Raw genomic sequence first — 21809 nt, 5'->3', positions numbered from 1 at the left:
CATCGGGGTTGGGTGAGAACCCGAACCGACGCGCGGAGTCGACGAATCGACCGCGCGGACAGCGGGATTCGTGGAACGGCGGACTACGCCGGAACGGGATGAAGTCTGGTCGCGGCCGCGGGTGGCGGTCCGCGCAGGCCGATGCCGGGTCGCAGGAGGAGCTGCCGCAGGACCGCGCGTTCCTCGACCGGTGGCAGCCGCAACGCGGGCGCGGCGGGCTCGGTGATCCCGGCCAGCACGAGGACGAGGCGTCGCACGCTGGTGATCGCCCGCCGGGCACCGATTTCGGCGGCGCGGATCGCCAGGGCGCCCGCCGGGATCGCCACCAGGTGCGCGAGCAGCATGGCGGCGGAGAAGCTGTGGTGATGGGTGTGGCCCAGCGTCAGCGCGGTGTGACCGATGCCCTGGCCGACGGCCAGCACCGCCATGGTCGAGGCCGGACCCTCGCCGCGGGGCAGCGCGGTGACCACGACGCCGATCAGGGCGCAGGCGGCGAACAGCAGCGTCAGCGACGATCCGGTGGGAACCGCGGTCGCGCCACCGAGTCCGTGCGCGAGCACGGCGACCGCACCGGAGGCGGCACCGACCGCCGCGCCACGCAAGCGCGCGGTGTGATCCGTCGGTGAACGCACCCCGCCATGCTACGACCCGCTGTCGTAGGTGGGCGGTACAGGGCGCGTGACCAGCGTCTCACCCGGTTCGCGGAAATTGATCACGTCCACCGCTTGACCTAAATAATGGTTCAGGTTCGATGATTGTCTCACCACCGAATGAGGGAGAACATCATGACCACCACCACCGCCACCCCGACCGCCACCCGCACGCTGCCCGCACTGAACCGGCCGGTCGCCGTCCTGGGTGGCGTGGCCGCCGCCGTCGTGGCGAACTTGATCGTCTGGGGCATCGGCGCGGCCGCGGGCGGATCCTTCATCACTACCGAGGGCGGCAAGGTGATGGACGTCGCTCCCGGCGGCGTGATCTTCATGTCGACCGTGCCGCTGCTGATCGGCCTGACCGTCGCCGTGCTGGTGTCCTACCTGTGGACCGGGGTGCTGCGCGTCGGCGCGGTCGTCGGCTCGGCACTGTCGATCGCGACGATCGCCATGACCGTCGACGCCGATTTCGACACCGCCTCCACCATCGCGCTGTCGGTGATGCACGTGGTGCTGGTGCCGGTGATCGTGGTCGCGCTGGAAGGCGTGCGCAAGAGCATCACCGCCCGTTGACCCCCGCAACGACGAAGGACCCCGCCGGAGATCTCCGGTGGGGTCCTTCGTGTGTCAGTACTTACACCGAGCGGCCGAACAGCAGCTTCCACGGCATCAGCGCCGACTCCAGCTGCACCTTCAGGCTCATCTTCGACGCGCCGAGGGTGCGCTCCTCGAACCGGATCGGCACCTCGGCGATCGTGTAACCCTTCTTGATCGCGCGGTAGTTCATCTCGACCTGGAACGAATAGCCGTTGCTGCGGATCGACGCCACGTCGATCGCGCGCAGGGTGTCGGCCTTCCACGCCTTGAAGCCGGCGGTCGCGTCCTTCACGCCGAGGCGCAGGATCAGGTTCACGTAGAAGTTGGCCCAAGCCGACAGGGCCTTGCGGTACCACTTCCACTCCGCCGCGGTCGAGCCGCCGGGCACGTATCGGGAACCGAGCACGACGCCCGTATCGGCGGAGCTCAGCTTCTCCAGCATCGCCGGGATCACCTCGGCGGGGTGCGACAGGTCGGCATCCATCTGGATCACCACGTCGGCGCCCTCGGCCAGAGCCTGGGTGATGCCCGCGATGTAGGCGCGGCCGAGGCCGTCCTTCTCGGTGCGATGCAGCACGCTCACCACGTTCGGCAGCTCGGCGGCCAGCTTGTCGGCCACCTCGCCCGTGCCGTCGGGTGAGTTGTCGTCCACCACCAGCACGTGCAGGTCGGGGACCGGCAGCGCCGTCAGCCGCTCCACCGCCACCGGCAGATTTTCCCGCTCGTTGTAGGTCGGCACAACAACGGTAACCCTCAAGGGTCGCCCTCCCTGCTCACCTGGTAACGCCTCGCGACCCAGCCAGCGGGCGCGAGGGCATGTCATCGATTCGTGATGACGGTACTCGATCGACCTGACGCCGACCTGAGCGGCCGTGCGGGCCCGTCACCACAGCTGGCGTGCGTGTACCAGCGCGTCGACCACCAGGACCACGCCGAACACCACGAAAAGCACCCGCACCACCGGCGGTCCGAAGCGGGTGATCCACCGCACCAGCAGGCGGTACACCCGGCGGGCGCGCGGCGTCTTGCGCATGGCCAGCGCGAGCACCACCAGTGGCAGCAGCAGGGCTATCGCGCAATATCCGGCCACGATCAGCGGCCACGCCACCGGCAGCGGACGCTGCGCCGACAGCATCGCCAGCGCCGCCAGATACGGCACCGAGGTCGGCACCTTGGCCAGCCCGAGCGTGAACCCGACAACCCCCATCAGCCACGGATACTTCCGCACGGGCCGCACCCAGCGCCCGCCACCACGCATCGTCGTATCCATCGGCAACGCCGCCACCACGATCAGCACCACACCGATCAGCAGCTCACCCCAGTACCGCAGCAGCGGCGTCAACTCGAAGTCGAACAGCCGAACCAGGAAATCGATCCCCAGCACCGTCGCGATCCCGAACGCCACCGACACCGCGAACACGCCACCGAGAAAACTGAACCCACCGACCACCGGCGACCGCCGCGCCAGCCGGCTGTCCGCCACCACCGCCGTGGTGATCGCGACCAACAGCACATCGAGCGCGTCGACCACCGCGAACCCGAGCAACGTGATCAGCAGGACACCCATGACCGTTGCGACCCTACTCGCCGGTCACCTGGGTTCCGGACCACGGTGCGACCCAGTCCCACCCACAACGGCGCCGATCTCGTTAGGCTTTTCGTGCCGGGAGTGCCCGACGAGCACCCGCGATCGTGAAGGGGAAGACATCGTGGCGGAAATGTCATTCGACCCGTCAGCGCTCGACGCGTACCAGCGCGCCGCAGCTCGGGTCGCGGATCTACTTGGTGAAGCGGCTACCAATACCACTACTGCGGCGGGGGTGGATCTGTCCGGGCTCGGGGTGCTCGGGCGGGAGTTCGCCGCCGCGTGGACGGAGGCCGCGGGCGCGCACGCGTCGACGTTGAGTACCGCGGGGAATCTGGTCACCGCGTATCAGGACATTTTGAATCGCTTCGGCGCCGACGTCACCGGGATCGATACCGGGCTGGCGGGCGACCTGCGCGCGACCGAGAGCGAGGTGGCGTGATGGCCACGAAATCCCTGGTCACCGAGACCACGCTGAGCACGATCACCCCGGCCGAGGCCGAAGCCAGGATCGCGCCGGTGGTCGCGCTGCTGGAGGTGCCGTTGCTGGAGCTGCGGAAATCGCTGGGCTCCAACACCTCCGCCGACCCCGATGCCGATGTGGTGGCCGCGCTGACCTCGGCGAGCGACGCCACCACCGCCACCGAGGACCCGCACCGGCTCGGCCTGTACGCACTGGAGTCGACCGAGACCGCGGCTCCCGCCACGCCCGCGTTGCGCCAGACCGCGACCGAGGTCTCGGCGGCCGCTGACCGTGGCCAGAAACTGAGCACCCTGCTCGGACAGGCGCATTCGACCCAGGCGACCGCGGCGGCCAAGGTCGACGCGATCATCGCCGACTTCCGCGCCAAGGCGAAAGCCGCCGCACCCGCGGTGAACGGCAACAACCTGGACGCGATCGTCGAACTCGCGGAGGAGGCGATCCAGGAGGCGGTCGGCGTCGTCGGGAGCGCGAGCACCGAGATGGACCAGTACACCCGCAACACCAAGGAGCTGACCTCCGATCTGGGCGGGACCAACGGCGTGACCGTGCCGCAGGGCGCGACCGAGGTGGCACCGGGCGTGTATGTACTCGGCACCGGCGGCACGTCGACGGACACGATCGACACCGACACCGACACCACGACGACCGATCCGGCGACGGCGGCGCAGATCGCGTTGCAGGAGGCGCTGATCGACGGTGGCGTCGCCCTCGGCACCGCGGCGATCGATGCGGGCGTCACCTTCGGCACGCACCTGATCGACAAGATCGCCGAGGTCGCGATGCACGGCATCGACAAGGGCGCCGAGCTGGCGACCACCGGGATCGATACCCTCGCCGCGAATGTCACCGGGACCGAGGGCACGGCGACCAGCCCGGCCACGACGACACCGTCGCCAACCACACCGTCCACCAACGGCGGCGGCAACTCGGGCGGGCTGTTCGCCGGGCTCGGCAACGGCGACACCGCCGCCAAGCCGGAACCCGCGAACAACAACGGCAACAAGCCCGCGTCACCGGCCCCGGCGAGCCAGGCGCCCGCCGTGGAACAGCCACAGCAGCAGGCTCCGGCGAGCACGCCGAGTACGCCCGCTCCAGCGCCCGCGCAGCAGCCGGTCCAGAGCGGGGTGATTCCGCCGTCCGCGCGTCCGCAACAGGATCAGGAGACCGAAAAACCGTCGGCCGCACCGAGGCACGGGCAGCCGGGAGTCGTCCCGGCGCCGGCGTAAGGCGTCCGGATGGACAATCCGTTCGGGGCCTATTTCTCGTCACCGGAGGATCCGGCACGCCGTCGCCCGCAGGGCAAACGGCGACGTCGGCGCAGGCGCGAAGCCGAGCCGCAGACCATCGGCACCAACCCGGAGACGTGGCCGCCGCCGGAGCCGGAACTCTACGACGACGCCGCCGGCCACCTCGCGAACGCCCAGACCGAGCCGATCTACCGCACGCCCGCCGACGAGGACGGGTTCACCGGCGACTGGAACGACTGGACCGACGAGGCCCCCGTCGACGAGACACCGCGCCGCGGTGACGATGTCGACTGGAACGACTGGGCCACCACCACCGCGACCGAGCAGAGCGGCGACCGCGTCGAGATGCCCGTCCTGCCGCGCCTCAAGGACTTCGGTGGCGGTGGGCCGATCGCGCGCAGGCCACGCAAGAAATACGACGACGAGCGCTACGACGATCCGCACGGTCGCACCAAAGCCGCTGCGGCGGTAAAGGGGATCGTCGGCGCGCTGGTCTTCGTCGTCGCGGTCGGCCTGGCGGCCAATATCTTCCTCGGCTCCGACGACAAGCCGGTGGCGGCGACGCAGGCGGCCGTACCCGGTTCGCCGACAACAGCAACCACCGTTCCCCCGCTGCCGGCGCACGCGGTGGCAGGCTGCGAATCCTTCCGCAGCCAATCCATCACCATCAGCGCCGAGCGCGGCGACACCGCCACTCCCCAAGGCGCGATCCTCGGCTTCGAATACAGCTACTACGTGGACCGCGATGCCGCCAAGGCCCGCACCTACGTCACCGACGACGCTCATGTCGGCGACGAATCCGCCCTCGCCGCAGGCATTTCCACCTTCCCGACCGGCGTCAAGTACTGCATCCACATCACCCGCGCCGACTCCACCGATCCGACGCTCTGGAACGTCACCGTCCAGCAGCAATGGCCCGGCGACGCGGCCATCGAGAAGATCCAGCAGACGATGCGCACCGCGGAGGTCGCCCCTGGCCGCTACCGCATCACCAGCATCGACCACCGTCGATAACATGCGCTGAGCACACCCCGAAACGCAGAATCCCCGCACCGGAACCGGTGCGGGGATTTCTTGCGACCCTGACGGGACTCGAACCCGCGACCTCCGCCGTGACAGGGCGGCGCGCTAACCAACTGCGCCACAGGGCCGTGATGTATCGCTACATCGCGGGAGCGACTGTACCCCGGTAGCGCTCTCGGGCGTTAACCGAGCAGGTGGGACGATGAATCCGCCATTGACATTGACGTCAACGTCAACAACACTTGTGACGGTGACCACAAGTGCGGCCCAGGAGCGGGCGCGGTCGGCGCGCAAGGACAGTGCCGGGCCGCGGCGGGGCGAACTGCTCGACGCGGCGGGGCGATGCTTCGCGGAGTTCGGGTACGACCAGACCTCGGTGGAGACGATCACCACGCGGGCGCGGGTCTCCCGGGCGACGTTCTACGCGTACTTCTCCTCGAAGGACGAGGTGTTCGGGGCGATCACCGAGCGGGTGTGCGCACAGTTCCTTGCCGCGCAGCTCGTGGTGGACATCGAGGTCACCGAGCCCGCCGAGGTAATCGGGGCTACCACAAAGGCTTTCGCGGAGGCGGTGTTCGCCAACGGGGCACTGGTCGCGCTGATCGAGCACCGCGCCGGGATCGATCCGGCGATCGGCGCGGAATGGTCGCAGGTGCGCACCCGGCTGCGCAAGCGGTTCACCACGTTTCTCGAACGGGTCGACGCGCGCGGCGGGATCGACCCGTGCGCGCCACTGTCGCGGGTCGTCGAGACCCTGTCCGACGCACTGCTGGCCGGCGCCTCCCGGCTCGCCGGTGCGGGCCCTGACCAGCGTGAACGGTTCATCACCGACCACATCGCCATCGCCGAGCGACTGATCGGCTTCACCCCGGCCGCGCACGACAAGGACACCCGGTGAAACTGCTGATCGCCAACCGCGGCGAGATCGCCCTGCGCATCATCCGCACCGCTACCGAACTCGGTGCGAGCACCGTCGCGGTCTACGCCGAGGACAACGCGGACAACCCGAATGTGCACGCGGCGGACGAGGCGATCGGGTTGGCGGGCGCAGGGCCGGCGCCCTATCTCGACCACGCCGCGATCCTGGCCGCCGCCAAGGAATCGGGCGCCGAATTCATCCATCCCGGCTACGGATTCCTCAGCGAGAACGCCGAATTCGCCAGGGCGTGCGCGGCCGCGGGGTGCACGTTCATCGGCCCGGACCCGGCTGTGCTCGATCTGTTCGGCGACAAGTCCTCGGCCCGCAGGACCGCCGTCGCCGCGGGCGTGCCCGTCCTGCCCGCGACCGAGGGCTCAAGCGAAGTCGCCGAGGTCAAGGCATTCTTCGGCGCGCAATCGGGCCCGATCATGATCAAGGCACTGGCCGGTGGTGGCGGGCGCGGCATGCGGGTGGTGCGGACGAGCGAGCAGATCGACGACGCCTACCGGCAGTGCGCCGCCGAGGCCCAGCTCGGTTTCGGCAATCCGGCGGTGTTCGCCGAGGCGTTGATGGAGAACGCCCGGCATATCGAGGTGCAGGTTGTCGCGGCACTCGGCGCAAACGGCACCACGGCTCTCGCGCTCGGCGATCGGGATTGCAGTGTGCAGCGCAGGCATCAGAAGCTGATCGAAATCGCTCCCGCCCAGGGTCTTTCGGACACACTTCGCCGTGAGCTGCACGAGGCGGCGGCCCGTCTGTGCGCGCGGGTCGGCTATCGCGGGCTCGCCACCGTCGAATTCCTGGTCTCCGGTGAGGAATTCGTCTTCCTGGAGGTCAACCCGCGGATCCAGGTTGAGCACACCATCACCGAGGAGGTGACCGGCGTCGACTTGGTCGCCGTGCAGCTGGCGATCGCCCAAGGTGAGACCTTCGACGGGCTCGGCCTGCCACCCGGAATCACCTCCGACGGACGGCAATCCACCGGCGAGCCCGCCAAAGCCGACGGTATAGCGATCCAGGCCAGGGTGAATATGGAGACGATGGCCGCCGACGGATCGACCATCCCGACCGCAGGCACCCTGACCGCCTTCGCGCCGCCCACCGGTCCCGGCGTGCGAGTCGACACCTTCGGCCGTCCCGGACTCACCCTGAGCCCGCGCTACGACTCGTTGCTGGCCAAGGTGATCATCCGCACCCGCGGGAACTCCTTCCCCTCCGCCGCCCGCAAGGCCGGGACCGCGCTGGCGGAATTCGCCGTCGACGGTCTCCGCACGAACATCGGGTTCCTGCGGGAAGTGCTCGCCGACAGCCATTTCCAGACGGGCATCGTCACCACCGCCTACCTCGGCGAAAACCTGCCAGCGCTGGTCGCGGCCGCCGAGGCGGGACAACCCGAGGTCGCGGTTGCCACCGTCGAGCTGTATCCGGGACAGGAAGCGGTCCGTGCGCAACTGGCAGGCACCGTGGTCGAGGTCGCCGACGAAGGCGTCGAGATCGGCGGGGGCGGGCAGCTGGTCGTGCTCGAGGCGATGAAGATGCAGCACGTGCTCACCGCGCCGGATGCCGCCAGGACCATCCGCGTCCTGGTACGCCCGGGGCAGGTCGTCGCGCCGGGCGATCCGCTCGTGATCATCACCCGCACCGGCGCCGACACCACCGGCGGAGTGCAGGCCGACCTGGATCCCGACCGCGACCGCGCCGATGTCGACGAGATCCGCGCGCGTCACCTCGTCACGCTGGATGAATCCCGCCCCGAAGTCGTCGCCAAGCGGCACGGGCTCGGCCGCCGCACCGCGCGGGAGAACATCGCTGACCTCGTCGACGCGGGCAGCTTCGTCGAGTACGGCGCACTGGCCGTCGCCGCGCAGCGCAGCAGGCGCACCGAAGCGGACCTGATCGCCAACACCCCCGCCGACGGCCTCGTCACCGGCCTGGCCACCATCGGCGCCGACCGCTTCGGCAAGGCGGCCGCCGAAGCCGTGGTGGTCTCCTACGACTACACCGTGCTCGCGGGCACCCAGGGCAAGAACAATCACGCCAAGACCGACCGCGCCTTCGAACTGGCCGCCCGCAAGCGGGTGCCGGTGGTGCTGTTCGCCGAGGGCGGCGGCGGCAGGCCCGGCGACACCGACGTGACCGGGATGGGCCTGGACGTGCCGACCTTCCGCGCGCTCGCCGCGCTGCGCGGACAGGTTCCGCTGGTGACGATCGTGTCGGGCCGCTGCTTCGCCGGGAACGCCGCCCTGGCCGGGGTCTGCGACGTGATCATCGCGACGCCGGACGCCAATATCGGCATGGGCGGTCCGGCGATGATCGAGGGTGGCGGGCTCGGGGTCTACCGCCCCGAGGACGTCGGGCCGATCGATGTGCAGCGGCGCAACGGCGTCGTCGACCTGGTCGCCCGGGACGAGGCGCACGCGGTGGCTCTGGCCAAGCAGTACCTGGGCTACTTCCAGGGGCCGGTCGCGGACTACGAGGCGCCCGATCCCCGGCTGGCCAGGCACGTGGTGCCGGAGAATCGGCTGCGCGCCTACGACATTCATCGCGCGATCGAGGCGATCGTCGACGTCGGCTCGGTACTCGAGTTGCGGGCCGACTACGGAGTCGGCATCGTCACCGCGCTGGTCAGGGTCGACGGCGTGCCGTTCGGCCTGGTCGCCAACAGCAGTCATCACCTCGGCGGCGCGATCGACGCCGAAGCCGCCGACAAGATGGGCGACTTCCTGCGGCTGTGCCAGTCATTCGGGCTGCCGATCGTCTCCCTGTGCGACACACCAGGATTCATGGTCGGGCCCGACGCGGAGAAGACGGCCACGGTCCGCCGGTTCAGCGACCTGTTCGTGCTCGGCGCCCAGCTGAGCGTGCCGTTCGGCATGATCATCCTGCGCAAGGGTTACGGCCTCGGCGCAATGGCGATGGCGGCCGGGCACTTTCGCGCGCCGCACTTCACCGTCGCCTGGCCGACCGGCGAGATCGGGCCGATGGGGCTGGAAGGCGCGGTGCGCCTGGGCTTCCGCAAAGAGCTCGCCGCCGCGGCGGACCCGGCCGAACGCGAGACCCTGTTCCAGCAACTGCTCACCCTCGCCTACCAGCAGGGCAAGGCGCTGACCGCGGCCACCTGCTTCGAACTCGACGACGTCATCGACCCCGCCGACACCCGCGCGTGGATCGCCACACTGGCCGACTAGCGGCGGCCTCGGTCGCGCCATGAGATCAGCGCAGGTTGTTGCGGTCCAGCCAGTCGGAGATGGCGGCGGCGAGCAGCTCCGGCTGGTCCTCGGGGGTGTGGTGGCCCGCCACCTCGTCGTAGCTCTGGATATGCAGGTTGGGGATGGTTTTCGCGCACCAGTCGATGACGGCGGGTTCGGTCATCGTCCCGTACGCCGGCGTGAAGTTCACCATGAGCTTCGGTACGTCCGGGCTCGACGCCAGCCATTCGTCGTACGCTTCGGCGCGTGCGACGACGTCGTTCGGTGTCCCGTCCAGCGGCATCGAACGTGCCAAGCGCAGCAGCGGAACCCGGCTTTCCCGCGTCGGGTACGGCCGCTGGTATACCTCGAGGTCGGCAGGGTCGAGTCGGTTCGAAATCGCCCGTAGCCCGTCCTCGACGAACGAGTCGTCCAGGAACATGGACTCGCCGACGCCGTCGGTGCGGATGGCGCGCCACAGGTCTCGGCCGGCCTCGGGGAACTCGTCCCAGCTCATCGGTTTGACGATGGTCTCGGTGAACGCGACCCCGTGTACCCGGTTCGGATGACGGGCCGCCCAGTCGAAGGCGAGCGCGCCGCCCCAATCGTGGCCGACCAGCACGACGCGATCCAACCTCATCGCGTCGAACCAGGCATCCAGGTACCGCGCGTGGTCGGCGAAGGTGTAGTCGATCGGCGGCTTGCCCGAGTCGCCCATGCCGATCAGGTCAGGGGCGAGCAGCCGGCCGGGGCCGACAGCGGGCAGGACATTGCGCCACAGGTACGACGAGGTCGGGTTCCCGTGCAGGAACACGATCGGTTCGCCGGTTCCGGTCTCGCGGTGATGGATGGTCGAGTCGAGGACAGAGGTGTCGGGCACTGCTACTCCCGTCATTAGTTAGTTGACTGACTGACCGACTGTAGCCGGGCGATGTCGTCTTTGTCCAGGCAACGAAACCGCCTTGGTACGTACTTGAAGTTGACGTCAACTTCTAATAGGTTCGAGTCGACCGAGATGAGCGGCCGGGACACGGTCGCTCCCGATAATCGAAGGAACGCACGTGCGAGTTGCGCAGAAAGTGGCTGTCGTTACCGGCGGCGGGGCGGGCATCGGGGCCGCCCTGGCTACGGCGCTGGCCGCCGCCGGGGCCCGGGTCGTTGTCTCCGATATCGACGAGACGGCCGCGCTGGCGGTGTCGGCGCGGATCAATGCCGAGCACCCCGGCGCGACCGTCGGCAGCGGCGCCGATGCCGCGGACACCGCCGACATCCACGCGTTGATCGCGCTCGCGGAGCGGGAGTTCGGGCCGGTCGACCTGTATTTCGCGAACGCGGGCATCACCGGGGCGCCCGGACTCGACGTCGACGAGCGCGCGTGGGATCAATCGCTCGCGGTGAATCTGCGCGCCCACATCCGCGCCGCGCGGATCCTCGTCCCGCAGTGGCTCGAGCGGGGCGAAGGCTACTTCGTGAGCACCGCCTCGGCCGCGGGTCTGCTCACCCAGATCGGGTCGGCCACGTACTCGGTGAGCAAGCACGCCGCGGTCGGGTTCGCCGAATGGCTGAGCGTCACCTACGGCGACCAGGGCGTTGGGGTCAGCTGCCTGTGCCCGATGGGCGTGAATACCGCGCTGCTCTACGAGGGCAGGGACTCCGGTGACCCGCTCGGGGCCGCCGCCACGCGCGCTGTCGTCGGCGCGGGCGAAGTCCTCGAACCCGCCGAGGTGGCCGAGATCGTGCTCGAGTCCATCGCGGCCGAGCAGTTCCTGATCCTGCCGCATCCGCAGGTGCTGGAGATGTACCGCAACAAGGGCGCCGACTACGACCGCTGGCTGCGCGGGATGCGCCGCTACCAGGCCGCCCTGCTGGCCGAAACCCGCTGACACCCTCGACTCCCTGGAGTACCCATGTCGCTGTTCGATCTGTCCGACCGCGCCGAGAAGTACCGCGCCGACCTGCTCGATTTCATGGACTCGCACGTCTATCCGGCCGAAGCCGTCTACGACGAGCAGATGCGTGCCTCGGGCAACCCGCACTTCCAGCCGCCGATCCTCGAAGAGCTCAAGGCCGAGGCCAAGCGGCGCGGCCTGTGGAACCTCTTCCACCCGCATCCCGGTCGCGGCCCCGGCCTGACCAATCTCGAATACGCGCCGCTGGCCGAGATCATGGGCCGCAGCCATCTCGCGTCGGAGGCCTGCAACTGCAATGCCCCCGACACCGGGAACATGGAGGTGCTCGAGCTGTTCGGCACCGAGGAGCACAAGAAGAAGTACCTCGAACCGCTGCTCGACGGCACCATGGCCTCGGCGTTCGCGATGACCGAACCGGGTGTGGCCAGCTCCGACGCCACCAATGTCGAACTGTCGATGGTGCGCGACGGCGACGAATACGTGCTCAACGGGCGAAAGTGGTTCGCCACCAATGCCTTGCACCCGAACTGCCGGGTGCTGATCGTGATGGGCAAGACCGATCCGCAGGCCGCGCCGCACCGGCAGCAGTCCATGATGGTCGTCCCGATCGACGCGCCCGGCGTGACGATCCTGCGCGGGCTGCCCGTGTTCGGCTACCAGGAACGCGAAGGCCACGCCGAGATCGACTTCGCCGATGTGCGGGTGCCCGCGACCGACGTGCTCAAGGGTGAGGGCGAAGGCTTCGCGATCAGCCAGGCCCGGCTCGGACCCGGCCGCATCCACCACTGCATGCGCAGTATCGGCATGGCCGAACGCGCGCTGGAGATGATGTGCAAGCGGGCGCAGTCGCGAGTCACCTTCGGCAAGCCGATCGCCGAGAACGCCAATATCCAGGACTGGATCGCCGAGTCGCGCATCGAGATCGAGATGATCCGGCTGCTCACGCTCAAGGCCGCGCACCTGATGGACACCGTCGGCAACAAGGCGGCGCGCACCGAGATCGCCGCGATCAAGGTCGCCGCGCCGACCATCGCGCTCAAGGTCCTCGACCGCGCGATCCAGGTGCACGGCGCGGGTGGCGTCACCGACGACTTCCCGCTCGCGGCGGCCTGGGCCGGGCTGCGCACGCTGCGCCTGGCCGACGGCCCCGACGAGGTGCACAAGCGCGCCATCGCGCGCCAGGAACTGGGCAAGTACCGCGGCAAGGAGTGAACAAAGCCGCGGCGGGCACGCCGACCATCGAACGAATCGACGCCGTGGTGCGTCTGGCCTGCGACGTCGCCGACGACGCAGGCATCTAGCGAAGGGATTTCAGCATGAAGGCATGGCAGGTCGGCGAGCTCGGTGAACCACGGGACGTGCTGCGGATCGACGACATCGAAGATCCCGTCGCCGGGCCGGGGCAGGTGCTCGTGCGGGTGCTCGCGGCGCCGGCCAACTTCCCGGATGTGCTGCTGTGCCGTGGGCAGTACCAGGTGAAGCCGCCGCTGCCGTTCACCCCGGGAGTCGAGCTGTGCGGCTCGGTGGTCGCGGTCGGTGACGGTGTCGCCGGGTTCGCTCTCGGTGATCGCGTCGTCGGCACCACGACACTGCCCGGCGGTGCGTTCGCCGAATTGGCGGTGCTGGACGCGGAGAATGTCTTCCCCGCGCCCGACTCGCTCGACGACGCCGAGGCGGCCGCCCTGTGCATCGGCTATCAGACCAGCTGGTTCGCCCTGCATCGGCGGACCCAGCTGCGGGCAGGCGAGACCCTGCTCGTGCACGCGGCGGCCGGTGGCGTCGGCAGCACCGCCGTGCAGCTGGGCAAGGCCGCAGGCGCGAGGGTGATCGGTGTGGTCGGCGGGCCGGACAAGGCCGAGTACTGCCGCAAGCTCGGGGCCGACCTCGTCATCGACCGGCACACGGAGGACTTCGTGCCGATCGTCAAGGAGTTCACCGGCGGACGCGGCGCCGACGTGATCTACGACCCGGTCGGCGGCGACGCTTACGCCAAGTCGACCAAGTGCATCGCGTTCGAGGGCCGCATCCTGGTGATCGGATTCGCGGGCGGCACCATCCCGCAGCCCGCGCTCAACCACGCGCTGATCAAGAACTACTCGATCATCGGCCTGCACTGGGGGTTGTACAAGCAGTACAACCAGCAGGCCATCCGCGATTGCCATGCCGAACTGACCCGGCTCGCCGCGGCGGGTCAACTGAAACCGCTGATCAGCGAACGCCTTTCGCTGGCCGATGTCCCCGACGGTCTCGGCAGGCTCGGCGACGGCAGCACGGTCGGCCGAGTCGTCTTCCAGCCCTGAGCAGCGACTCGCCGGGCGCCGCTGACCAGGCCGCGCGCTATAAATACAGCATGGATCGACCCGCGGACACCGACGGCGAAGGCGCGCTGCCCTCGATGGCGCGCACTTCGCTGTTGCGCGAGCTGCCCGCCACCCCGCGCGGCCTGCGGACGCGTTCAGCCCTGATCGACGCGGGCCGCAAGGTATTCGAGCGGCTCGGTTACCTCGACACCAGGCTGGTCGACATCACCCAGGAAGCCAACTGCTCCTCGGGCACCTTCTACACCTATTTCGCGGGCAAGGAAGAGATCTTCGCGGCGATCCTCGAACACGCCCAGGAAGACATGCTGCATCCCGGCATGCAGCATGTGGCCGGTGACGACGACCCCGCGTCCATCGTCGAGGCGAGCAATCGGGCCTACTTCGAGGCCTACAAGCGCAACGCCAAGCTGATGGGCCTGCTCGAACAGGTCGCCAATATCGACCCCGAATTCAGCAAGCTACGCCAGGATCGCGCCGACGCCTTCATCCACCGCAACGCCCGCAGCATCGCGAACCTCCAAGAACGCGGTCTCGCCGACCCGGAGCTGGACCCGATGCTCACCTCGCGAGCGCTGTCAGGCATGGTCAGCCGCCTCGCCTTCAACTACTTCGTGATCGGCGACGGCCACCTCGACGGCGAAGCCCGCCCGATGGAAGACCTCGTCTACACCGTGACCCGCCTATGGGTGAACGCCCTGCGCATGCCCACCACCCACTGACGCAAAAATCCCCTCTACCAGGTACTGGTGAGGGGATTTGTGGTGGCCAGGGCCGGGATCGAACCGGCGACCTTCCGCTTTTCAGGCGGACGCTCGTACCAACTGAGCTACCTGGCCGCAGGCACCCGTACTGAATGCCATACGCGAAGCGCCGGATCACTCCGGCGCTTACTTGCGACCCTGACGGGACTCGAACCCGCGACCTCCGCCGTGACAGGGCGGCGCGCTAACCAACTGCGCCACAGGGCCTTGCTGTACTGCTACACAGTCCGGAGACTGTACCCCCTACGGGATTCGAACCCGCGCTACCGCCTTGAAAGGGCGGCGTCCTAGGCCGCTAGACGAAGGGGGCTCGTCCCGGATCTCTCCGGACCGGCTTTCAACGTTTCCGTTGGGAGCTCGCATAGCTTATGACAGGTGTGCGCAGACTTCCAAATCGCCTGGTCAGGCGCCCAAACCGAGGTCATCGAGGCGTGCTTGTGCGCGCCACCCGTCGCTGCGGAAGCTCTGGATCCACACCGGGGTTGCCATCGCTTCGACAATAACCTCCAGCACCTCGGCGAACCGGGCACGCAGGTCCGCGGCCGAACCGCTGGCGATCGGATCGACCAGATAGCGCTGGCCGGCCAGGGCCGCGGCGAGGGTGCGGGTGAAGCGGTCGGGGTCGGCGTCGGCGCGCAGCTGGCCGTCGTCGATCGCGCGCACCGCGAGGACCCTGGTGGCGCGGCCGACGATCCGTCCGCCGCCGTTGCCCGCGTCGCGATGGAAGTCGGGCTCGATCACGAGCCGGTACTCGGCCTGCACGATGGTGTCGTGCTCGAGCCGCAGCGCGATCTCGTCGACCATCCCGTGCAGCAGGTCGAGCGGGCCGAGGTCGGCGCGGCCCAGCCAGCGTTCCGCGCAGATGCGGTAGCGCTCGACCGCGGTCTCGAGCACCGCGCGCGCCAGATCTTCCTTGGAGTCGAAGTGGAAGTACATCGCGCCCTTGGTCGCGCGCGAACCTTCCAGAATGCGGTTGAGCGATGCCGCGGCATATCCGCTCTTCCCGAACTCGACGGCCGCGGACTTGATTATCGCCGCGCGTGTCCGGCGGGCCCGCTCTTGCTGCCGTGCCATGCTCGAAACGCCTCCGAACCTTCTCACCGCCATCGATCAATAACCGACCGTTGACGCGAATAGTGGTTTTAATACAAACTTTTGGTATGAAATCTCGCAGAAAAGCCGGTACCCCGCCGGCTGGTATAGTTCGCCCGCCCGGGTGCGCCGCAGGGGGTGCACACTCGGGCTCAACTACCTGTGAGAACCGCCTCCTCCTGCGGTAACGATTGCCCCTTTGCCGAAGATTCGCGCACCCTTCACGATTACCCCGGCACTTCGAACCCTCGATGAATTCCTCGACACCACAACCGGCACCGGCGCGCCGAACAACGCAGCACCGGTGATTGTTTCGAAATTCACCAGGCGATCACCGTACCCGCATTCGCGAGCCGACACGCGGCAAATGGAACACCCATCCGAACATCCGGTTCGGTTATCCAGATCAGCAAACGAGGCGCAACCGAAATGGTTTCGTCGGCTATGAATTCCGTAGGCGCACAGCCCGGTTGACCAGGCCCACGACCTTCGGGCGAACCCCCTGCTGTTCGCCCGGCGGTCGCGAGACCCGCGTCCACACCGGACCACCTGTTCGACCACGTATCCCCTGCTCATCGAAAACTGTTGCGTGACAACAGTATTCGATACCATGCCGAGACCTGAAGTGCGAACGGTGGTGGGTACCAGTTGTTTACCCGGGAATCGTCGGTTGCGGGCGCTTCGTTACCGGCGTCCACCAGGGTTGATCGGGCTCCGCGACGGAGCTGGGGGCCGGTATTCGGCCCGACGACGGGGTGTCCGCTAGACTCCCCTCCGCGCCCCTTTAGCTCAGTTGGTAGAGCTGGTGACTTTTAATCACTAGGTCGTAGGTTCGAGTCCTACAGGGGGCACCACGATTTACCAGCCTGACCTGCGGTTATAACCTAGCTGGGTCATCGAGTAGGACTTGAGGCTCCGACCAAGCTACCGACTACACTCCCCGAAGCCGTCCAGGTCCTGATGATTCCCGTCCCTACGCCCCTGATCTGCGGTTCCCCAGCACGGCGGATTACTGTGATTCCCGCCACGCTCGAGCCGATTCAGCGGTCGTCGGGATGAGGCGGGAGGCCGGGGCAGCTGGGGCGGTACTCCAGGTCGGGGGAAACCCAGTCCGACCACTGCTGGCGGCTCATTTCGAAGGTCAGCTTGTCGCACAGCAGCTCTGTCCATGCGGCTGGGCCGGGCCACGTCCACATGCCGGAGTTGTTGTCGAAGCCCGAATAGCTGGTTCGGACGCTCGTGCTGTCCGCACTGATCCAGACGTCATCGATCGAGCCCGGTGACCCGTCCAACGGCTCGCCGACGGCGCGGCCATCGGCCAGGTCCCAGAAGCGCAGGGTCTGGTCGCTGGAACCGGAGACGATGTAGCGGCTGTCGGCGCTGATCGCCAAACCGTGCACCATCTCGGTGTGCCCTTCCATCGGGGGCCCGAGCTGCTCACCGGTACGCATGTCCCACCGGCGCAGGGTGGTGTCGTCGCCGGTCACGAACATGGAACCGTCAGGAGCCATCGCCACCGACCAGACGAACTCATCAATTTCCTTGACCATGGCACCGGTGCGCACGTCCCACAGCCGTACCGAATCGCTGTGTGTGAGCAGGCGTGTTCCGGCGGCGTCGAATTCGAGGGTGCTGAAGCTGGTGGCGATTGGTCCGGTCATCGGGCCGCCGATCGGTGTGCCGGTTTCGGTGTTCCACAGTCGTATGGCCTCGTTGTCGACAGCGGCGAGATAGCGGCCGTCCGGGCTGAGCCCGATCCCGTTGGCATCGGGCAATCCTTCGAACGGGCCGCCTACTGGTGCAGCGGTTTCGGTGTTCCACAGCTGCACTACGTTTCCGGTGGTGACGGTGGCCAGGCGGGTGCCGCGAGCACCGAAGTCCAGCGCGCCTACCGGCTCACCGAATCCGGTCAGCGGACGGCCGACCTGCATGCCTGTCTCGGTGTCGTAGAAGGCGACCGACTTGTCTGGGCCTGCGACAGCAACACGACTGCCGTCCTCGCTGATCGCCGCTTGGGCGCCGGCGCCGTCAGGGTAGTCGGAGTCGTCGGGGTAGTCGGCCAAGGGCCCGATGGTGCGGCCGGTCTGCGAGTCGACGATCCAGACCGATGCGGTCGCGCTGTCCTGCTCGACGAGCCGCCGTCCATCGTCCTCGACCGTCAGCACCCGGCCTCGGCCCGCCGTGGGCGAACCGGGGTCCGACGGCCAGGGCGCACCGAGCGAACCGGACCGGCCGACATCCCAGACGCGTAGCGTCCCGTCCCAAGCGGTGGAGGCGAGGCGGCGGCCGTCGGGGCTGAACACGACGCCCATGACCCACCCAGCGTGCCCTGCCAGCGGCGCCCCTTCCGCGCTGCCGGTGCCTGCGTTCCACAGTCGCACCGTGTTATCGGACGCCCCAGAGGCCAACCTGGTGCTGTCTGGACTGAAAGCGACGGAATTGACAACCCCCTCGTGCCCGACGAGCGGTTTACCCACGGGTTGGCGCGTGTCGGCGTCCCAGAGCAGTAGCGCCGTACCGAAGAACTCGGGTTCCAGATCTGCCGCCTTGGCCGAACCGTAACTGCCGGACGCGATACGCCGGCCGTCGGGGCTCCACGCGACGGTCATCACGGAATCGCTGTGCCGTCGCAGAGTCTCGGGTGGGTCCGTGGGGGATTCGACGTTCCAGATTCGCACGGCCATGTCGTCGCCACCAGAGACGATGTGCCGCCCGTCCGGACTGAACGCCACCGAGCGCACCGCATAGTCGTGGCCGGTGAACACCTCTGCACGACCGCTGGCGACGTCCCACCACCGGATCGTGCCGTCCCAGCCGCCGGCCGCCACCGACCGGCCGTCCGGTGCGAAAGCGACGGTGGTGACGCCATCCCGGTAACCCGTGAGCGGCGGCGCGGAGGACTTGCCTGTGGCGGTGTCCCAAATTTGGACCGAGTTGTCCCGGGTGGTCGCGGCGATGTGGCGGCCGTCCGGACTGAATACCGCGCGCAAGGCCTGCGGCTGTGGCTCGAAGACCCGATCGATCCGGGCTCCGGTCGCCGCGTCCCACAGTCGCATCTCCGCGCCGGTGGTGAGGATACGGTCGCCTGCCGGGCTGAAGGCGATGCTGAAGTCGAGCTCGTGCGCGCGAAGGTGCTCGGCTACCGCGGCAGGATCACCGAGAAACGGATTGAGACCGTACGGCTTGCCGGTCTGGACGATCTTCTCCACCGCCGCTTCGGCATTCAGGGTGCGCAGCAACGCACCCTCGTCGAAGGTTGGACCGATTCTCTGAGCGGCGAGAACCTGCTGGATCGCCCGGATGTCATCGCGGGACCTGGCACCGCTCACCATCGCTTCGGCCTCGGAGACCAACCGCAACGCGATCGCCTGATTGCGCTGCCTCTCAGCTTCCCGCTGCCGGTCGACGGCAACAAAGGCCGCCGCGAGTGCGAGGACGGTGAGCAGCACCAGACTCGCGACGGCGACACGGCGCACACGGCGGAACCGGCGTTGCTCACGCAGATCCTCCCCCGCCAGTTCGTATTTCGGCTTGCCATGGATAAGAGCGGCCAGGTCGGTGAGCTTCTCCCGGAACAACGGGGCGCGCGGGTCCCACGGCGCGTCCTCGGTGACATCGACGTAGAGCGGTTCGGTGGGCAGCACCCCCGGTTGGGTCAGGACCGGCAGCGCCACGGTCGATCGCTGCGGATCGAAGCAGTGCGTGTGCCGATCCCACTTCAACTTTCCGCCCGCGACGACGAACAACAAACGTTCCGGTCCTCGCGTGCGCAGCCAGTAGTCGATCTCACGGTCGACCCATTCCGAAACGGCCGAGTGCGGCGACAGCACCACGATGCAGTACCGGGCCTGATCCATCGCCTCGGTGACCTTGCCCCACAGATCGGGGCTCGCGGTCAGGTCGGTCGCGTCGCGGAACACCCGCAGCGCGTGCAGGTGACCCATCCGGCGGCCGATGCGGTGCAGGCCCTTCTGGATGCCTGCCGCGATCGCGCGGTCGGCGTGCGAGTACGACAGGAACGCGTCGTAGGCAAAGATCGGCGCGGCGCCGGGCGGCGGCTCCGGCGCGATCGTCATCGACTCACTCATCGGCTTCTCCCAACACGGGACGACCGTTCCTCTCGACGGTCCACCCTCGGCGGGCTCGGATCACGAGTACCCGGCTACTCGGTTCCCGCGGGTCCATCGTCACGTGGCGACGCGCCGCGCGCAGACGCCGCCGAAACCCGCGGTTCCGGCATCTACGCCCCCTACCCTGAGCGTGACCCGGGCGCTACCGGGCACCCCATCGACACAGGCGGAGCCGATGACTTCTTTCGATGATTTGCTCTCCCAGGTACCGATCGCCCAGATCGCCGACCAGCTCGGCGTCGACCAGGCGACCGCGACCAATGCCGTCCAGGCCGCGCTGCCGACGCTGCTCGGCGGCCTGCAGGCCAACGCGGCCGAGCCTCGAGGCGCGGCATCGCTGCTCGGTGCGCTCGACAACCACGGCGGCCTCGTCGAAGGTGACGGCGCGGTCGATCTGCGGCAGGTGGACGTGGCCGACGGCGAGAAGATCGTCGACAACGTCTTCGGTGACGAGAAGAACACCGTCATCAGCGCCCTCGGCGGGACCGGCGGGACCGGCGGCAACGACCTGATCGGCAAGCTGCTGCCGATCCTGGCGCCGATCGTGCTCGCCTACGTCGCCAAGCAGCTCACCGGCGGTGGCGGTGCGGCCGCGCAGGCGCCCCAGCCGCAGGCCTCGGGGGGCGGTCTCGGCGACCTGCTCGGCGGGCTCATCGGCGGCAGCACCAACAGCGGCGGGCTCGGCGGTGTGATCGGCGAGGCACTGTCGAAGAACGCGGGCGGCGGGCTCGGCGGCATTCTCGGCGGTCTGCTCGGCGGCAAGCTCTGAGAGTTTTCCCACCGGGGGCTAACGTCGCGCGGCCCGTAGCGATAGACCCTACGCTGCGGGCCGAGCACCTAGACTCGTCAGCACGACGAGACGGCGTCGGCCGAGGTTGTGGCGTTGCTCAACTTCGACGGAAATCCGCTCAGTTGCGTTTCGCATCACACCTACGGTGCCGTAAGGTATGGCCGAATCGCGACGTTCGACCGTAAGCACGACAGCGAAGGGTTTTTACATGGCAAGGGATCTGACTCAACTCGAACTGCTCACAGAGTTGGAGCCGGTTGCCGAAGAAAACGTCAATCGGCACCTGTCGCTCGCCAAGGAATGGCACCCGCACGATTACGTCCCGTGGGATGAGGGCCGCAACTTCGCCGCCTTGGGCGGCATCGACTGGGATCCTGAGCAGTCCAAGCTCAATGAGGTCGCCAAGGCGGCCATGATCACCAACCTGCTCACCGAGGACAACCTGCCGTCCTACCACCGTGAGATCGCCGAGAACTTCTCCCAGGACGGCGCCTGGGGCACCTGGGTCGGTCGCTGGACCGCCGAGGAGAACCGCCACGGCATCGTGATGCGTGACTACCTGGTGGTCACCCGCGGCGTCGATCCGGTGGCACTCGAGAACGCCCGCATGATCCACATGACCAACGGTTTCGCCTCGCCCACCGAGGTGGACGCCGGCTTCCTGCACTCGGTCGCCTACGTGACCTTCCAGGAGCTGGCCACGCGCGTGAGTCACCGCAACACCGGCAAGGTGTGCGACGACCCGATCGCCGACCGCATGCTGCAGCGCGTCGCCGCCGACGAGAACCTGCACATGATCTTCTACCGCAACCTCTGCGGCGCGGCGCTCGACCTGTCGCCCGACCAGGCGATCGAGGCCATCTCGCTCATCGTCGAGAACTTCCAGATGCCCGGCGCCGGTATGCCGAACTTCCGCCGCAACGGCGTCCTGATGGCCAAGCACGGCATCTACGACCTGCGTCAGCACCTCGAAGAGGTCGTCCAGCCGGTGCTCAAGAAGTGGGACATCTTCGAGCGCACCGACTTCACCGCCCGCGGTGAGGCCACCCGTGAGCGCCTGGCCGGGTTCCTCGACAAGCTGGGCCAGGACGTGCTCAAGTTCGAGGAGC

18 protein-coding genes and 5 tRNA genes are annotated in these 21809 nt (G+C 68.2%); 13 read left to right on the top strand and 10 right to left on the bottom strand.

The annotated features are described in order from the left end of the window. Nucleotides 1-83: 83 nt before the first annotated feature. Nucleotides 84-632 carry a hypothetical protein gene (locus ACFWF2_RS12915; RefSeq protein WP_379307567.1) on the bottom strand — a complete coding sequence of 183 codons (549 nt, stop codon included), beginning with the start codon at nt 630-632 and terminating at the stop codon, nt 84-86. A 153-nt stretch (nt 633-785) separates the two neighbouring features. Here ACFWF2_RS12915 and ACFWF2_RS12910 point away from each other — a divergent pair, with 153 nt between their 5' ends. Further along, nucleotides 786-1226 (top strand): DUF6069 family protein, encoded by a 441-nt coding sequence (locus tag ACFWF2_RS12910; protein WP_379307565.1) that lies wholly within the window; start codon nt 786-788, stop codon nt 1224-1226. 61 nt (nt 1227-1287) lie between these two features. Here the strand turns inward: ACFWF2_RS12910 and ACFWF2_RS12905 are convergent, their stop codons facing one another. Together ACFWF2_RS12905 and ACFWF2_RS12900 are read right to left on the bottom strand one after the other, a co-directional pair. Beyond that, nucleotides 1288-2049, bottom strand: coding sequence for a polyprenol monophosphomannose synthase (locus ACFWF2_RS12905; protein WP_379307650.1), 762 nt, complete (start codon nt 2047-2049; stop codon nt 1288-1290). An 84-nt stretch (nt 2050-2133) separates the two neighbouring features. Next, a complete protein-coding gene (locus tag ACFWF2_RS12900; RefSeq protein WP_379307563.1) occupies nt 2134-2817 on the bottom strand; it encodes a GAP family protein in 684 nt (227 codons plus the stop codon). Nucleotides 2818-2959: 142 nt separating this feature from the next. Between ACFWF2_RS12900 and ACFWF2_RS12895 the strand changes: the two genes are divergently transcribed. The 3 genes from ACFWF2_RS12895 to ACFWF2_RS12885 are packed head-to-tail and all read left to right on the top strand — an operon-like array spanning nt 2960 to nt 5580. Continuing rightward, nucleotides 2960-3277, top strand: a complete 318-nt coding sequence (locus tag ACFWF2_RS12895; protein ID WP_379307561.1) for a hypothetical protein — start codon at nt 2960-2962, stop codon at nt 3275-3277. After that, the gene (locus ACFWF2_RS12890; protein WP_379307559.1) at nt 3277-4545 is read left to right on the top strand and encodes a hypothetical protein; all 1269 of its coding nucleotides are present in this window, start codon (nt 3277-3279) and stop codon (nt 4543-4545) included. The genes ACFWF2_RS12895 and ACFWF2_RS12890 overlap by 1 nt, the downstream gene beginning before the upstream one ends. Nucleotides 4546-4554: 9 nt before the next feature. Continuing rightward, nucleotides 4555-5580, top strand: coding sequence for a hypothetical protein (locus ACFWF2_RS12885; RefSeq protein ID WP_379307557.1), 1026 nt, complete (start codon nt 4555-4557; stop codon nt 5578-5580). Between the two features lie 63 nt (nt 5581-5643). Here ACFWF2_RS12885 and ACFWF2_RS12880 read toward each other — a convergent pair. Further along, a tRNA-Asp gene (locus ACFWF2_RS12880) sits at nt 5644-5717 on the bottom strand. 116 nt (nt 5718-5833) lie between these two features. Here ACFWF2_RS12880 and ACFWF2_RS12875 point away from each other — a divergent pair. Continuing rightward, complete coding sequence (locus ACFWF2_RS12875) at nt 5834-6487, top strand: TetR/AcrR family transcriptional regulator (RefSeq protein ID WP_379307556.1); 654 nt, start codon at nt 5834-5836, stop codon at nt 6485-6487. Beyond that, nucleotides 6484-9696, top strand: coding sequence for a carboxyl transferase domain-containing protein (locus tag ACFWF2_RS12870; RefSeq protein WP_379307554.1), 3213 nt, complete (start codon nt 6484-6486; stop codon nt 9694-9696). The genes ACFWF2_RS12875 and ACFWF2_RS12870 overlap by 4 nt, the downstream gene beginning before the upstream one ends. Before the next feature lie 25 nt (nt 9697-9721). Here the strand turns inward: ACFWF2_RS12870 and ACFWF2_RS12865 are convergent, their stop codons facing one another. Then, complete coding sequence (locus tag ACFWF2_RS12865; RefSeq protein ID WP_379307552.1) at nt 9722-10576, bottom strand: haloalkane dehalogenase; 855 nt, start codon at nt 10574-10576, stop codon at nt 9722-9724. Between the two features lie 181 nt (nt 10577-10757). On the opposite strand from ACFWF2_RS12865, the gene ACFWF2_RS12860 reads away from it, so the two are divergent. The 4 genes from ACFWF2_RS12860 (at nt 10758) to ACFWF2_RS12845 (ending at nt 14646) form a co-directional block, all read left to right on the top strand. Further along, nucleotides 10758-11579, top strand: a complete 822-nt coding sequence (locus ACFWF2_RS12860) for an SDR family oxidoreductase (RefSeq protein WP_379307550.1) — start codon at nt 10758-10760, stop codon at nt 11577-11579. Nucleotides 11580-11603: 24 nt separating this feature from the next. Beyond that, on the top strand, nt 11604-12818 hold the full coding sequence (locus ACFWF2_RS12855; protein WP_379307548.1) for an acyl-CoA dehydrogenase family protein: 1215 nt from the start codon (nt 11604-11606) through the stop codon (nt 12816-12818). A gap of 104 nt (nt 12819-12922) precedes the next feature. Continuing rightward, on the top strand, nt 12923-13906 hold the full coding sequence (locus ACFWF2_RS12850) for an NADPH:quinone oxidoreductase family protein (protein WP_379307546.1): 984 nt from the start codon (nt 12923-12925) through the stop codon (nt 13904-13906). Nucleotides 13907-13956: 50 nt separating this feature from the next. Next, the gene (locus tag ACFWF2_RS12845) at nt 13957-14646 is read left to right on the top strand and encodes a TetR/AcrR family transcriptional regulator (protein ID WP_379307544.1); all 690 of its coding nucleotides are present in this window, start codon (nt 13957-13959) and stop codon (nt 14644-14646) included. A gap of 40 nt (nt 14647-14686) precedes the next feature. Here ACFWF2_RS12845 and ACFWF2_RS12840 read toward each other — a convergent pair. The 4 genes from ACFWF2_RS12840 to ACFWF2_RS12825 form a co-directional block, all read right to left on the bottom strand. Continuing rightward, nucleotides 14687-14763 (bottom strand) — tRNA-Phe (locus ACFWF2_RS12840). A gap of 58 nt (nt 14764-14821) precedes the next feature. Continuing rightward, nucleotides 14822-14895: transfer RNA gene (locus ACFWF2_RS12835), tRNA-Asp, on the bottom strand. Between the two features lie 30 nt (nt 14896-14925). Continuing rightward, nucleotides 14926-14998 (bottom strand) — tRNA-Glu (locus tag ACFWF2_RS12830). 92 nt (nt 14999-15090) lie between these two features. Further along, nucleotides 15091-15762 (bottom strand): TetR family transcriptional regulator, encoded by a 672-nt coding sequence (locus ACFWF2_RS12825; protein ID WP_379307542.1) that lies wholly within the window; start codon nt 15760-15762, stop codon nt 15091-15093. Nucleotides 15763-16558: 796 nt separating this feature from the next. Here ACFWF2_RS12825 and ACFWF2_RS12820 point away from each other — a divergent pair. Beyond that, nucleotides 16559-16634: transfer RNA gene (locus tag ACFWF2_RS12820), tRNA-Lys, on the top strand. Between the two features lie 186 nt (nt 16635-16820). On the opposite strand, the gene ACFWF2_RS12815 is transcribed toward ACFWF2_RS12820, so the two are convergent. Next, entirely contained in the window at nt 16821-19868 is a 3048-nt protein-coding gene (locus ACFWF2_RS12815) for a toll/interleukin-1 receptor domain-containing protein (RefSeq protein WP_379307541.1), read from the bottom strand. Nucleotides 19869-20085: 217 nt separating this feature from the next. Here ACFWF2_RS12815 and ACFWF2_RS12810 point away from each other — a divergent pair, with 217 nt between their 5' ends. Together ACFWF2_RS12810 and ACFWF2_RS12805 are read left to right on the top strand one after the other, a co-directional pair. Then, nucleotides 20086-20679, top strand: coding sequence for a DUF937 domain-containing protein (locus ACFWF2_RS12810; protein ID WP_379307539.1), 594 nt, complete (start codon nt 20086-20088; stop codon nt 20677-20679). A 229-nt stretch (nt 20680-20908) separates the two neighbouring features. Beyond that, nucleotides 20909-21809: acyl-ACP desaturase (locus ACFWF2_RS12805; protein WP_379307537.1), on the top strand; the 901-nt coding region annotated here is incomplete at its 3' end.

Origin of the sequence: Nocardia sp. NPDC060259 (genome assembly GCF_042728775.1) — a bacterium.
In the GTDB taxonomy this organism is placed as follows: domain Bacteria; phylum Actinomycetota; class Actinomycetes; order Mycobacteriales; family Mycobacteriaceae; genus Nocardia.
This window is presented reverse-complemented; position numbering and strand designations above follow the sequence as displayed.

Coding starts and splice junctions, on each gene's coding strand:
- ACFWF2_RS12900 (WP_379307563.1), bottom strand. CDS start 2,817: ATGGGTGTCCTGCTGATCACGTTGCTCGGGTTCGCGGTGGTCGACGCG.
- ACFWF2_RS12815 (WP_379307541.1), bottom strand. CDS start 19,868: ATGAGTGAGTCGATGACGATCGCGCCGGAGCCGCCGCCCGGCGCCGCG.
- ACFWF2_RS12855 (WP_379307548.1), top strand. CDS start 11,604: ATGTCGCTGTTCGATCTGTCCGACCGCGCCGAGAAGTACCGCGCCGAC.
- ACFWF2_RS12885 (WP_379307557.1), top strand. CDS start 4,555: ATGGACAATCCGTTCGGGGCCTATTTCTCGTCACCGGAGGATCCGGCA.
- ACFWF2_RS12825 (WP_379307542.1), bottom strand. CDS start 15,762: ATGGCACGGCAGCAAGAGCGGGCCCGCCGGACACGCGCGGCGATAATC.
- ACFWF2_RS12810 (WP_379307539.1), top strand. CDS start 20,086: ATGACTTCTTTCGATGATTTGCTCTCCCAGGTACCGATCGCCCAGATC.
- ACFWF2_RS12910 (WP_379307565.1), top strand. CDS start 786: ATGACCACCACCACCGCCACCCCGACCGCCACCCGCACGCTGCCCGCA.
- ACFWF2_RS12890 (WP_379307559.1), top strand. CDS start 3,277: ATGGCCACGAAATCCCTGGTCACCGAGACCACGCTGAGCACGATCACC.
- ACFWF2_RS12850 (WP_379307546.1), top strand. CDS start 12,923: ATGAAGGCATGGCAGGTCGGCGAGCTCGGTGAACCACGGGACGTGCTG.
- ACFWF2_RS12845 (WP_379307544.1), top strand. CDS start 13,957: ATGGATCGACCCGCGGACACCGACGGCGAAGGCGCGCTGCCCTCGATG.